Raw genomic sequence first — 12,815 nt, 5'->3', positions numbered from 1 at the left:
AGGCGCATGAATGATGCCGTCTCGATTACCCGCGATCTGGTTCGCTGCCCTTCCGTCACGCCGGCCGATGCCGGCGCGCTCGGCGTTCTCGAAAATTTGCTGAAAACCGCAGGCTTCAACGTCCACCGCGTGACGTTCTCCGAGCCCGGCACCGCCGATATCGACAACGTCTATGCCCGCATCGGCACTTCCTCGCCGCATATCACCTTTGCCGGCCACACCGACGTGGTGCCGCCCGGTGATGAAGCGGCATGGACGCTCGGCGCATTCTCCGGCGAGGTGAAGGACGGCTATCTCTATGGCCGCGGCGCCGTCGACATGAAGGGCGGCATCGCCTGCAGCGTCGCCGCGGTGCTGCAATATCTCAGGGATCATAGCGGCGAGCCAAAGGGATCGATCTCGTTCCTGATCACCGGCGACGAGGAAGACGTCTCGATCAACGGCACCGTCAAGCTGCTGAAATGGTGCGCCGAGCGCGGCGAAAAGTTCGACCATTGCGTGCTCGGCGAACCCTCGAATGTCGAGGTGCTCGGCGACATGATCAAGATCGGCCGGCGCGGCTCGCAATCCGGCACGCTGGTGGTCGACGGCGTGCAGGGCCACGTCGCCTATCCGCACCGCGCTTCGAACCCGGTGCCGGATATCTCGCGGCTGATCGTGGCGCTGAGCGACGAGCCGCTCGATCACGGCAGCGCGCAATTCCAGGCCAGCAACCTCGAATTCACCACCGTCGATGTCGGCAACACCGCGAGCAACGTGATCCCCGGCCAGGCGCGCGCCAAGTTCAACATCCGCTACAACGACAATCACACCCAGGAGAGCCTGCGGCAGCTGGTCGACGAGCGCTTGGCGAAGGCCTGCGGCAACCGCATCCGCGCCCATATCGACTGGCAACCGTCGAACTCGAACGTGTTCGTCACCCAGCCCGGCCCGTTCACCGATCTCGCGGTCGCCGCGATCGAGGGGGTCACCGGCCGCAAGCCGGAGCTCTCGACCTCCGGCGGCACCTCGGATGCGCGCTTCATCTCCAGCTACTGCCCGGTGATCGAATTCGGCCTGGTCGGCCAGACCATGCACCAGATCGACGAGCGCACGCCGGTGGCTGACCTGGAGAAGCTGACGAAGATCTATCGCGGCGTGCTGGAGCGGTATTTTGCCTGATCCGGCCGCTCGGCCGGACATAAATATCGAAAACAACCCCATGCACAGTAGGGATTGGGGTCACCGTCAAGCCGCCCATACCAGATACAGTCCGTCAGCTGGGTAGAGCGAAGCGAAACCCATCACTTCGAATCCGCGGCGCACATGATGGGTTTCGCTTCGCTCTACCCATCCTACGGGATCATTCGCGCCGTCTAATAATCCACCCGCATCAAATAGAGCCCGTCCGGCGGCGCGACGGGGCCGCAGGCGGCGCGGTTGCGGGCGGCGAGCGCACCAAAAAGATCGTCGGCGCTCCAGCGGCCTTCGCCGACCCAGACCAGCGAGCCCACCATCGAGCGCACCTGGCTGTGCAGGAACGAGCGCGCCGACGTCACGATGTTGATGGCACTGCCCTCGCGCGTGACGTCGAGCTGGTCGAGCGTCTTCTCCGGTGACCTGGCCTGGCACTCGGTGTCGCGGAAGGTGGTGAAGTCGTGCTTGCCGAGCAGGCGCTGTGCGGCCTCGTGCATCGCATCAGCATCGAGCGCGCGCGGCACCCGCCAGACCCGGCCGATGTCGAGCGCGAGGTTCGCGCGGGTGTTGGTGATGCGATAGAGATAGTGCCGCTTGGTCGCCGAGAAGCGCGCCTCGAAATCGTCGGGGACGATATCGGCCGCGTGCACCGCGATCGGATTGGGCCGCAGATGCGCGTTCAGCCCGTCGCGGAAACGGCCGGGCGGAAAATGCTTGGCGATGTCGCAATGCGCGACCTGGCCGCGCGCATGCACGCCGGCGTCGGTACGCCCGGCGCCGTGGACGCGCACATCCTCGCCGCAGATCGCCTTGACTGCCGCCTCCAGCGCGCCCTGCACGGTCGGCGCGGTGTCCTGGATCTGCCAGCCGGAGAACGGCGTGCCGTCATATTCGATGATGAGCTTGTAGCGGGGCATCAGCCGAGCCGCGCGGGCGGCTTCAGCGGCGTGCCGCGCAAGAAGTCCGCCGCCTTCGTCGGCGTCTTGCCGGCGCGCTGCAATTCGAGGATCCGGACCGCGTCGTCGCCGCAGGCGATCGCGAAATTGTCGTCGAGCACATCGCCCGGCTGGCCCGAACCCTTGGCGAGCTCGCAGCGCAGGATCTTCAGCCGCACCGGCTCGCCTTCACCTGTCAGTTCGCACCAGGCGCCGGGGAACGGCGACAGCCCGTGAATGTGCCGCAACACCGCGCGCGACGGCTGCTTCCAGTCGATCCGCGCCTCGGCCTTCTCGATCTTGGCGGCGTAGGTGACGCCGTCCTCGCTCTGCTTGGTCAGCTGCAACCCGCCGCGCTCGAGCCCGCCCATCGCGCGCACCATCAGATCGGCGCCGAGCGGCGCCAGCGCATCGTGCAGGTCGGATGCCGTCATGCTGTCCGTGATCGGCAGCCGCTCGGCCATCGCGACGTCGCCGGTGTCGAGCCCGACATCCATCTTCATGACCATCACGCCGCTCTCGGCATCACCCGCCATGATGGCGCGGTTGATCGGCGCGGCACCGCGCCAGCGCGGCAAGAGCGAGGCGTGCAGGTTGAAGCAGCCGAGCCTGGGCGCATCGAGGATGGCCTGCGGCAGGATCATGCCGTAGGCGACGACGACGGCGGCATCCGCATCATGAGCGCGAAACTCTTCGAGCGCCTCCGGCGTCCTGAGCGTCTTCGGCGTGAGTACCGGAATGCCGAGGCGGCGCGCCTCCTGCTCGACCGGCGTCGGCTGCAATTGCAGGCCGCGCCGCCCGCCCGGCTTCGGCGCGCGGGTGTAGACGGCCACGACCTCGTGGCCATGGGCCACGAGCTCCAGCAACGTCGGCACCGCGAAATCCGGCGTGCCCATGAAGATCAAACGGAGAGGCATGAGACAGGCTCGATCGGGCCGCTACTCCGCCGCGCGCTTGGCGGCTTTCTCGAATTTCTTGAACACGCGGTCGCGCTTCAGCTTCGACAGATAGTCCACGAACAGCACGCCGTTGAGATGGTCGATCTCGTGCTGGATGCAGGTGGCGTAGAGCCCCTCGGCATCCTCCTCATGCAGCTTGCCGTCGAGGTCTATGAAGCGCAGGCGCACCCGCGCCGGACGCTCGACCTCCTCGTAATATTCGGGGATCGACAGGCAGCCCTCCTCGTAGACCGACAGCTCCTCCGAATGCGAGATGATCTCCGGATTGATGAACACCCGCGGCTGCGGCGTGGTCTCGCCGTTCTCGTCGCGCTTGGCGAGATCCATGGTGATCAGCCGCAGCGGCTGCGCGACCTGGATCGCCGCGAGCCCGATGCCGGGCGCGTCATACATGGTCTCAAGCATGTCGTCGGCGAGCTTGCGGATCTCCGGCGTCACCTTCTCGATCGGTTTCGACACCAGCCGCAACTGCTTGTCCGGCAGGATGATGATTTCTCTTAATGCCATGGCGGCGATTTAAGCTGCGGGCCTGATGCGGTCAATGCGCTCAGGAACCTGTTAAGGCGGCCTTAACCACGTTTCTTTACGCGACGTTAACCAAGGAATTTAAGGGAGTGTTTACCATAACCGTTCCCTTTTCGTTCGATGGCGGCGCCGAATCGGCTACAAGGACCGGCATGAACGAGATTCTGCTCACGATTGGCGACCTCCCGGTCCGCGTCTCGGACGCCTTGATCGGCCTCGGCGCGCTGGCGCTGGTCCTGCTGTTCGCCATCGCCGTGGTGATCGCGCGCGGAAGCCGGCGCGGCGCGGAACTCGCGATGGCCCAGACCATTCGCGCCGACGAGTTGGAGGAGCGGCTCGCCGACATGCTGCGGGCCCAGAGCGAATCCTCCGGACGGGTCGACGCGATGGCGCAGGCGCTGGCCGGCCGCCAGGCCGAGATGGCCCGCGCCGTCAACGAGCGGCTGGATTCGGTGACCCACCGGGTCGGCCAGTCGATGGAACAATCGACCCGCAACACGATGGATTCGCTGCGCGCGCTGCACGAGCGGCTCGGCATCATCGATCACGCCCACAAGAACCTCAACGAGCTCACCACCCAGGTGACGACACTGCGCGACGTGCTCGCCAACAAGCAGTCGCGTGGCGCCTTCGGCCAGGCGCGGATGGAGGCGATCGTCCAGGACGGCATGCCGAAGGGCTCGTTCGAGTTCCAGTATACGCTGACATCGGGCAAGCGGCCGGACTGTGTCGTGTTCCTGCCCGACCAGCGCCCGCTCTGCATCGACGCAAAATTTCCGCTGGAGGCGATGACCGCGCTGCACGACGCGCGCAGCGACGAGGAGCGCAAATTCGCCAGCCAACGGCTGCGCACCGACGTGCTGAAGCATGTCAGCGACATCGCGGAGAAGTACCTGATCCCGGGCGAGACCCAGGACACCGCGTTGATGTTCGTGCCCTCGGAATCGGTCTATGCCGAAATCCATGACGGCTTCGACGACGTGATCCAGAAGGCCTATCGCGCCCGCGTCGTGCTGGTGTCGCCGTCGCTGCTGATGCTGGCGATCCAGGTGATGCAGCAGATCCTGAAGGACGCCCGCATCCGCGACGCCGCCGACCAGATCCGCAACGAGGTGATGCATCTCGGCGATGACCTCGGCCGCCTGCGCGAGCGCGTGCTGAAGCTGCAGACCCATTTCGGCCAGGTCAACGAGGACGTCAGGCAGATCCTGATCTCCGCCGACAAGATCGAGAAGCGCGCCGGCCGCATCGAGGAGCTCGACTTCAGCAAGTCCGAGACCCCGATCGAGGTGCCGCGCTTCGCCAAGCCCAGCACGACCGACCTGTTCCCCGCCCCGCGCAAGCTGCAGGCGGGGGAGTAGTTGGCACTGATCTCACCTCCTAGTCGGTGTCATCGCCCGGCTTGACCGGGTGATGACACCGTCTTTGCGGCTCGAATCTGCTAACAGGGGGGCATGATCGCGCCCGAAACAACCGCGCCCCAGCCGAAAAAGCCCTCCGCCGCCACCTCCTGGCGCGACAGCTTCGCCGTGTACTTGCAGCCGCGGGTGCTGATCGTGCTGCTGCTCGGCTTCTCCTCGGGGCTGCCGCTGGCGCTGTCGGGCTCGACGCTGCAGGTGTGGATGAAGGAGGCCGGGGTCGATCTCGGCACCATCGGGCTGCTGGCGCTGATCGGCACGCCCTACACGCTGAAATTCCTCTGGGCGCCGCTGGTCGATGCGCTGCATGTGCCGCTGTTCACGCAGGTTTTCGGACGCCGCCGTGGCTGGCTGCTGCTCTCGCAGCTGGTGCTGATCGCGACGATCCTGGTGCTGGCGGTGGCCGATCCGGCGCGGTCGCCATGGTTTGCGGCCTTCGCCGCGCTGCTGGTCGCAACGGCGTCGTCGACGCAGGACATCGTGGTCGATGCTTTCCGCGTCGAGAGCCTGCCCGAGAGCGAGCAGGCCGCCGGCATGGCGTCCTATGTCGCAGCCTATCGGGTCGGCATGCTGGTCTCGACCGCCGGCGCGCTGTTCATCGTCAGCGGCTTCGAATCCGCCGGGCTCGCGCGCCCGTCGGCGTGGATGTGGGGCTATGTGGTGATGGCCGCGCTGGTCGTGATCGGCATCGTTACCGCGCTCGCCGCGACCGAGCCCGCCCAATCGAAAGGCGCGGAGGCCGCCACGCATGCGCAGAACGCCGCCGAGCGCGTGCTGCACGCGGCGCTCGGCGCGTTCTCCGAGTTCCTCAGCCGCAAGGATGCCTTCGCGGCGCTCGCCTTCGTGGTGCTGTTCAAATTCACCGACGCGTTCTCGGGCACCATGACCGCACCGTTCGTGATCGACATCGGCTTTTCCAAGGTCGATTACGCGGCGATCGTGAAAGGCGTCGGCCTTGCCGCGACCCTGATCGGCGGCTTTGCCGGCGGCTTCGTGGCGCGGCGCTATTCGCTTGCGCAGAGCCTCTGGATCGGCGGCGTGCTGCAGGCGGTCGCCAACCTGTCGTTCTCCTGGCTCGCCCATGTCGGCGTCGATCAATGGGCGCTGGCGCTGGCGATCACGGCGGAGAATTTCACCAGCGCGATCGGCACCGTGATCTTCGTCGCCTATCTGTCGGCGCTGTGCCGCAATCCGCTGCACACCGCGACCCAGTACGCGCTGCTGACTGCGCTCGCGGCAGTCGGCCGCACCTATCTGTCATCGGGCGCGGGCTATGTCGCCAAGGCGGTCGGCTGGCAGACGTTCTTCGTGATCTGCGTGCTGGTCGCGATCCCGAGCCTGATCCTGCTGGCCTGGCTGCAGCGGCGCGGGCACTTTGATGAGCTGGGGCCGGTGCGGGTTTAGCTCTCCCCGCGTCGTCCTGGCGAAAGCCAGGACCCATAACCACCGCACATGGTCGTGACAGGGATTCTGGCCGCAGCGTCGCGCAATAACCGACAGTTGGGGTAATGGGTCCTGGCTTTCGCCAGGACGACGATGCGGATGGTTCTCGATTCGATGAGACCTACTTCGCCACCACGCTCCACTTGGTGACGATGGCTTCGCTCATCTCGCCGGCGTCCTTGGCGCAGGCGACCTCGTCGACCTTCACCGAGATGGCCTTGCCGGAGAGGCTCTTGAGCTGCGCGGCCTGGGCGTCGTTGGTCGGAACCAGCTGGAAGGTTTCCGGCCCGGTTTCGAGATTGCACAGGCCGTTCGGCGGCGGCAGGCGGCGCGGCTCGCTGGTGATCTGGTAGGTCGCAACGCGCTTGCCGCGATTCTTGGCATCGCGCACCTTCATGACGCCGAGTTCCCCCGACAGCACGTCGCCGGCATGGATCATCTTGCCGGGCTTCTGCGGCGCGTCGCTCTGTTGCGCGATCGCACACGGCGCGACCAAGGTCGCCGCCAAAAACGCAAAGCCGAACCGTGCGCCGAATCGGTGTGTTGTCATTTTCAGGTGTTCCGTATTTGATTCGTCAGAGCGTGGATGACCATCCTCGAATCGTCATCCACCCTATCATTTTGTTTCGGCGCGATCTTTTCGACTTGTGACGGATCGCTTAGGAAATCAGCCGGGTCCGGCCCTGGATCGCTTGCTAGAACAGCGTCCGCTGCCGCATGGCTGCGGATAGCGTACCTTCGTCGAGATAATCAAGCTCTCCGCCGACCGGTACGCCATGCGCCAGCCGCGTCACCCGCACATTGGCCTCCGACAACAGGTCGGTGATGTAATGCGCGGTGGTCTGGCCATCGACGGTCGCATTCAACGCCAGAATGATCTCGGTCACCTCAGGCGCATGGGCGCGCGCCACCAGCTGGTCGATGGTGAGATCCTGCGGACCGACGCCGTCGAGCGGCGACAGCGTTGCGCCGAGGACGTGATAGCGGCCGTTGGTCGCATTGGCGCGTTCCAGCGCCCAGAGATCGGCGACGTCGGCGACCACCACGATGATCGAGGGATCGCGGCGCGGATCGGTGCACACCGTGCAGGGATTTTGTGTATCGATGTTTCCGCAGGTCTTGCAGACCTGGATCTTGTCGATCGCGACCTGCAACGCCGCGGTCAGCGGTGTCATCAGCGCTTCGCGCTTCTTGATTAGGTGCAGCGCCGCGCGCCGCGCCGAACGCGGACCTAAGCCCGGCAGCCGCGCCAGCAACTGGATCAGGCGTTCAATCTCGGGGCCGGCGACGCTTGCGGCCATTTAGGTGAGACCAAGTCCCGGTGGCAGGCCGAGTCCGCCGGTCAGCGCCGCCATCTTCTCCTGCATCGCGGCCTCCGCCTTGCGGTGGGCATCGCCATGCGCGGTGACGAGGAGATCCTCGAGCACCTCGCGCTCCTCCGCCTTCATCAGCGACGGATCGATCTTGACGCCCTTCACTTCCATCTTCGCGGTCATGCGCACCGCGACCAGGCCGCCGCCGGAAATGCCTTCGACCTCGACATTGCCGAGTTGCTCCTGCATCTCCTGCATCTTGGATTGCAGCTGCGCTGCCTGCTTCATCATGCCGAGAAAATCAGCCATGCGTGCGTTCCTGTAATCAGATCAATCGTCGTCGCTGTCGGAAGTTTCAATCGGGTCTTCGCCAGTCGCATCCGCCACCGGAACCTCTGCGGCAAGGCGGCGGACCTCGACTACCTTGGTGCCCGGAAAGCGCGCCAGCACCTCCTGCACGCGCGGATCGGCTTCGGCCGCGCGCTGATGCTCGCTGCGCGCCTGTTCGTTCTGCGAACGTACCGTCGGCTGGCCGGCCTCGTTGGAAATGATCACGGTCCAGCGCCGCCCGGTCCACAATTCGAGCTTGCGCGGCAGGTCGGTGACGAGCGCGCGCTGCGCCTTCGGCTCGAGTGCGATCTCGAGTTGGCCGTCCTCGATGCGCACCAGCCGCACATCGGCCTCCAGCGCGCTCTTGGTCATGATGTCGCGCTTCTCGCCGGCGAGCGCGATCAGCTGCGAAAAGCTCGTGACCCGCAGCACCGGCGCGGCATCGGCGACCGGCGATGCCATCTGCGGACGCGCAGCGAGATCGGCGCGCGGGCCAGCCTGCGGTGCGCGCACCGGCGCCGACGGCATTGCCGATATCGCCGAAGCCGGCGCGCCGCGTGGCGATGACGATGCGGCGGAACCTGATGTCGCGGACGCCGCGCCGCCGCCGTTCTGCTCGATCATCCGGATCACTTCATCCGGCGTCGGCAGGTCGGCGACATAGGCGATCCGCACCAGCACCATCTCGGCGGCAGCCGCCGGGCGCGTCGCGGTCTGCACCTCGGCAATGCCCTTGAGCAGCATCTGCCACATCCGCGACAGCACCCGCGTCGACAGCTTGGCGGCGAATTCGCGCGCGCGCGTCCGCTCAGTCTCGCCGAACGCGACATTGTCGGCGGTCGCCGGCACGAACTTGACGCGGGTGACGAAGTTCACGAACTCGGCAAGATCGGACAGCACCACGACCGGATCAGCGCCGACATCATACTGCGCGCGAAACTCGGCGAAGGCAGCGGCGATATCGCCACGCGCCAGCGAATCGAACAGGTCGATCACGCGGGTGCGGTCGGCAAGGCCGAGCATCTGCCGGACCGCGTCGGCCTTCACATTGCCCGCGGCATGCGCGATCGCCTGGTCGAACAGCGACAGCGAATCGCGCACCGAACCTTCGGCCGCACGGGCGATGATGCCGAGCGCCTCTGGCTCGACTTCGACGCCTTCCTTGGCCGCGATGTTGCCGAGATGCTTCATCAGCACGTCGGCCTCGACGCGGCGCAGGTCGAAGCGCTGGCAGCGCGACAGCACCGTGATCGGAACCTTGCGGATTTCGGTGGTGGCGAACACGAACTTGGCGTGCTCCGGCGGCTCCTCCAGCGTCTTCAGGAAGGCGTTGAAGGCCGCCGTCGACAGCATGTGGACTTCGTCGATGATGTAGACCTTGTAGCGCGCGCTCGCCGGCGCATAGCGCACGCTGTCATTGATCTGGCGGACATCGTCGACGCCGGTGTGGGACGCGGCGTCCATCTCCAGCACGTCCATGTGCCGGCTTTCCATGATCGCCTGGCAGTGCACGCCGAGGTCGGGCATGTGGATGGTCGGCCCCTTCACCGAGCCGTCCGGCTTCTCATAGTTCAAGGCGCGGGCGAGGATGCGGGCGGTGGTGGTCTTGCCGACCCCACGGACACCGGTGAGGATCCAGGCCTGCGGTATCCGCCCGGTCTCGAACGCATTCGAGACGGTGCGGACCATGGCCTCCTGGCCGATCAGGTCCTCGAAACTGGAAGGGCGGTATTTGCGGGCGAGGACGCGGTACGGCTTGTTGGCATCCGGCGCCCCGCCGAGATCGAAGCCGCTCTGGCCAGCGCCGTCGGACGGTCGGGAGGGGTCGCCAGCGTCATTCATGCGTCGATCCGCAACTTGGGTGTCTCTTCAGCCGGCGTGCGGATGGGAGCCGAAATCGAGCGCCGGGCGCGGAGACCGCCATTCCAGCGCGATTCGCTCGGAAAAAACAGGTAGGAGACTGACGAGCGACCCGATCCGGACCTCGTTAGGGCTGCTTCCTTCCGGACCTGACCCGGTTGGCGAGTGGCTCGTCCACCGCCAATCTCCCGGTCCCTATTTGGGGCCAAAAGCGCCGGAAAGCAAGCGGCCTGACCCGGCTTTGTGAGGCCGGCTTTGTGGGGCTTGTCTGGGAACACGGAAAGGCATTACTTGCCCTCCATGCCCGCCTCCAACTGGTCGCTGCATTCGCAGCTCAAGAAAGACACCATCGACATCGGCGACCTGCCGCTGTGCAAGGTGCTCGTCATCAAGGATGCGCATTATCCCTGGCTGCTGCTGGTGCCGCGGCGGGACGGCGCGGTCGAGATCATCGACCTCGACGAGGTCGAGCAGGCGCAGCTGATGACCGAGATCACCCGCGTCTCGCGGGCCCTGAAAGAGGTCACCAAATGCGACAAGCTGAATGTCGCGGCGCTCGGCAACCTCGTCCCGCAGCTTCACGTCCACGTCGTCGCCCGCCGCACCAGCGACGCTGCATGGCCGCGTCCCGTTTGGGGCGTGATGCCGCCGCTGGCGCATGACGCCGAGGAAGTGCAGAATTTCATCAGCGCGCTTCGCCGCAAGATCTGGTTGGGTTGAAATTCAATGTCTGCATCCGATTCATTTCCGCTCGGCCAGCCGGCCTTCGTCACCCATGTGCTCGACCGCGCCGCGCATCTGCGCAGCAATGACGAAAAACTGTTCGCGCTGGAGGGCCACCGCGAGGCGCGCGCCTATGTGATCTATCGCGACTCGCTTGTGGTGAAGCAGGAGGATGGCGGCGCCCGCGCGCTGCTCTCGCTGGAAGAAGCCCGCAGCTACGGCGCCAATCCCGGCACGATCTTCTTAGGGTTGCGCGATGCCGCGCCGATCTTCGGCATGGGGATCGCGCCGCAGGCGGCCGAGAAGCTGGTCGGACGCAGCGATGTTGCGATCACCGAATTGCGCGGCATGGCGATGCAGGGCGTGGTGCCGCCCGAGCAGCTGTCGGCGATCGCGATGGCGAAATCGATGGTGACCTGGCATCAGCGCCACGGCTTCTGCGCCAATTGCGGCACCCGCACGGCGATGCGGGAGGGCGGCTGGAAGCGCGAATGCCCGAGCTGCAAGGCCGAGCATTTTCCGCGCACCGATCCGGTCGTGATCATGCTGGTGACATCGGGCGACAAGGTGCTGCTCGGCCGCCAGAAGCAGTTCATGCCCGGGATGTACTCCTGCCTCGCCGGCTTCGTCGAAGCCGCCGAGACCATCGAGGATGCGGTCCGGCGCGAGATTTTCGAGGAAAGCGGCATCCGCTGCACCGACGTCAATTATTACATGACGCAGCCCTGGCCCTACCCGTCATCGCTGATGATCGGCTGCACCGCGCGGGCGACCAACGAGGACATCGTGGTCGACCGCTCCGAGCTCGAGGATGCGCGCTGGTTCGACCATGCCGAGGCGGCGCTGATGCTGAAGCGCCAGCACCCCGATGGCCTCGCCGGCCCGCATCCGTTCGCGATTGCCCATCATTTGCTCGGCCGCTGGGTGCACCACCGGAATCCGTTGGACCAATAGCGGGAACCGGACATCGTTCTGCCGATTAAATTCGGACACTGATTGTGTAAGTGGGAGCATGATCCGGAAAAGTGCGAAGCGGTTTTCCGAAAAGATCATGCTCAAACAATGAGCTAGAGCGCGATGACGATCATCGCGCTTGGAACCATTGCGACGGATCCCTGCATGAATTTTCAAGACGGCGCCCCGAAAGTCCCGCCCCGCATCCTCTGCATCGGCCTGCCGGTGCGCGACCTCACCTTCCGCGTCAACGTTCCGGCGCGCGGCTCCAAGGAGAATGCGACGCATTTCGACGAGATCTGCGGCGGCAATGCGCTGAACGCCGCGATCGGCATCGTCCGGCTGGGCGGCCGCGCCTCGATCTGCGGGCCGATGGGCGATTCGCGGGAGACCTCGAGCCGCTTCATCTTCGACAAGCTCGCCGAGGAAGGCATCGAGACCAACCATCTGATCCACATGCCGGACCTGGTCACCCCGATCTCGGCGATCATGATCGACGACACCGGCGAGCGCACCATCGTCACCTTCCGCGATCCCGAGCTCTGGAAGGTCAAGCTGCCGCCGACCGAGCTGCTGCTGGAGGATTGCGCGGCGATCCTGACCGAGAGCCGCTGCGCGCCGTTCTGCACCGAGCTGTGCGCAGAGGCCGTCAAACGCGGGATTCCTGTCGTGGTCGACGTCGACCGCGCGATGTCGATGCGGGAAGGGCTGCTGACCGCCTCCTCGCATCTGGTGTTCTCCAGCGAGCCGCTGCAGGAGACCGCCGACGTCACCGACGACGGCCAGGCGCTGCAGAAGCTCGCCAAGCTCACCCCCTCCTTCCTGGCCGGCACCCGCGGCCCGAAGGGCACGATCTTTCTCAATGAGAAGGGCGAGCTCGAGGAGAGCCCGGCCTTCCCGGTCCATACCGTCGACACGCTCGGGGCCGGCGACGTCTTCCACGGCGCGTTTGCCCTCGCCATCACCGAGAAGCAGGAATTGCGGCAGGCGCTGCGCTTTGCGTCCGCGGCCGCAGCACTGAAATGCACCCGCTTCGGCGGCGCTTATGCCGCACCGCAACGTACTGAAGTTGAAGCGTTTTTGGGCGAACACGCCGACGCCCCGCCGGCCTGACCGGTCACGACCCGCTTGATTTGGAAGATTTTTCTCTATATGAGGGAGTTTGAACCTTCATGTGGA

Annotated in this window: 13 protein-coding genes and 1 other RNA gene; 6 read left to right on the top strand and 8 right to left on the bottom strand. The window is 65.7% G+C overall.

Annotated features, from left to right (window positions below):
* Positions 1–6: 6 nt before the first annotated feature.
* A complete protein-coding gene (gene dapE, locus CK489_RS11185) occupies positions 7–1,161 on the top strand; it encodes a succinyl-diaminopimelate desuccinylase (protein WP_095732355.1) in 1,155 nt (384 codons plus the stop codon).
* 194 nt (positions 1,162–1,355) lie between these two features.
* On the opposite strand, the gene truA is transcribed toward dapE, so the two are convergent.
* Genes truA through def form a run of 3 tightly spaced genes read right to left on the bottom strand, consistent with a single transcriptional unit; the run spans position 1,356 to position 3,577 of the window.
* On the bottom strand, positions 1,356–2,093 hold the full coding sequence (gene truA / locus CK489_RS11180; protein WP_095732354.1) for a tRNA pseudouridine(38-40) synthase TruA: 738 nt from the start codon (positions 2,091–2,093) through the stop codon (positions 1,356–1,358).
* Positions 2,093–3,028, bottom strand: coding sequence for a methionyl-tRNA formyltransferase (fmt, locus tag CK489_RS11175; protein WP_095732353.1), 936 nt, complete (start codon positions 3,026–3,028; stop codon positions 2,093–2,095). Before fmt ends, truA begins: the two co-directional genes overlap by 1 nt.
* 21 nt (positions 3,029–3,049) lie before the next feature.
* Positions 3,050–3,577 (bottom strand): peptide deformylase, encoded by a 528-nt coding sequence (gene def, locus CK489_RS11170; RefSeq protein ID WP_024578808.1) that lies wholly within the window; start codon positions 3,575–3,577, stop codon positions 3,050–3,052.
* Positions 3,578–3,747: 170 nt separating this feature from the next.
* On the opposite strand from def, the gene CK489_RS11165 reads away from it, so the two are divergent.
* Both CK489_RS11165 and CK489_RS11160 read left to right on the top strand, forming a co-directional pair.
* Positions 3,748–4,956 (top strand): DNA recombination protein RmuC, encoded by a 1,209-nt coding sequence (locus CK489_RS11165; RefSeq protein WP_095732352.1) that lies wholly within the window; start codon positions 3,748–3,750, stop codon positions 4,954–4,956.
* A gap of 93 nt (positions 4,957–5,049) precedes the next feature.
* Positions 5,050–6,417, top strand: a complete 1,368-nt coding sequence (locus tag CK489_RS11160) for an AmpG family muropeptide MFS transporter (protein WP_095732351.1) — start codon at positions 5,050–5,052, stop codon at positions 6,415–6,417.
* 160 nt (positions 6,418–6,577) lie between these two features.
* On the opposite strand, the gene CK489_RS11155 is transcribed toward CK489_RS11160, so the two are convergent.
* The 5 genes from CK489_RS11155 to ffs form a co-directional block, all read right to left on the bottom strand.
* Positions 6,578–7,006: a hypothetical protein gene (locus CK489_RS11155; RefSeq protein WP_095732350.1), complete on the bottom strand. Its 429-nt coding sequence runs from the start codon at positions 7,004–7,006 to the stop codon at positions 6,578–6,580.
* A gap of 145 nt (positions 7,007–7,151) precedes the next feature.
* Positions 7,152–7,757: a recombination mediator RecR gene (recR, locus tag CK489_RS11150; protein WP_021079588.1), complete on the bottom strand. Its 606-nt coding sequence runs from the start codon at positions 7,755–7,757 to the stop codon at positions 7,152–7,154.
* Positions 7,758–8,078, bottom strand: a complete 321-nt coding sequence (locus CK489_RS11145; protein WP_095732349.1) for a YbaB/EbfC family nucleoid-associated protein — start codon at positions 8,076–8,078, stop codon at positions 7,758–7,760.
* 21 nt (positions 8,079–8,099) lie between these two features.
* Positions 8,100–9,941, bottom strand: coding sequence for a DNA polymerase III subunit gamma/tau (locus tag CK489_RS11140; protein WP_095732348.1), 1,842 nt, complete (start codon positions 9,939–9,941; stop codon positions 8,100–8,102).
* Positions 9,942–10,051: 110 nt separating this feature from the next.
* An RNA gene (ffs, locus tag CK489_RS11135) (signal recognition particle sRNA small type) lies at positions 10,052–10,148 on the bottom strand.
* 111 nt (positions 10,149–10,259) lie between these two features.
* Between ffs and CK489_RS11130 the strand changes: the two genes are divergently transcribed.
* The 3 genes from CK489_RS11130 to CK489_RS11120 all read left to right on the top strand — a co-directional run bounded on the left by CK489_RS11130 (position 10,260) and on the right by CK489_RS11120 (position 12,749).
* Positions 10,260–10,679, top strand: coding sequence for an HIT domain-containing protein (locus CK489_RS11130; protein WP_050626814.1), 420 nt, complete (start codon positions 10,260–10,262; stop codon positions 10,677–10,679).
* 6 nt (positions 10,680–10,685) lie between these two features.
* Complete coding sequence (gene nudC, locus CK489_RS11125; protein ID WP_095732347.1) at positions 10,686–11,636, top strand: NAD(+) diphosphatase; 951 nt, start codon at positions 10,686–10,688, stop codon at positions 11,634–11,636.
* Between the two features lie 165 nt (positions 11,637–11,801).
* Complete coding sequence (locus CK489_RS11120; protein WP_095732436.1) at positions 11,802–12,749, top strand: sugar kinase; 948 nt, start codon at positions 11,802–11,804, stop codon at positions 12,747–12,749.
* Positions 12,750–12,815 lie beyond the last annotated feature (66 nt).

The organism is Bradyrhizobium sp. UFLA03-84, assembly GCF_002289535.1.
GTDB lineage: Bacteria > Pseudomonadota > Alphaproteobacteria > Rhizobiales > Xanthobacteraceae > Bradyrhizobium > Bradyrhizobium viridifuturi.
Note: the sequence above shows the minus strand (reverse complement) of the source record. Positions and strands in the feature narration are given on the sequence as shown.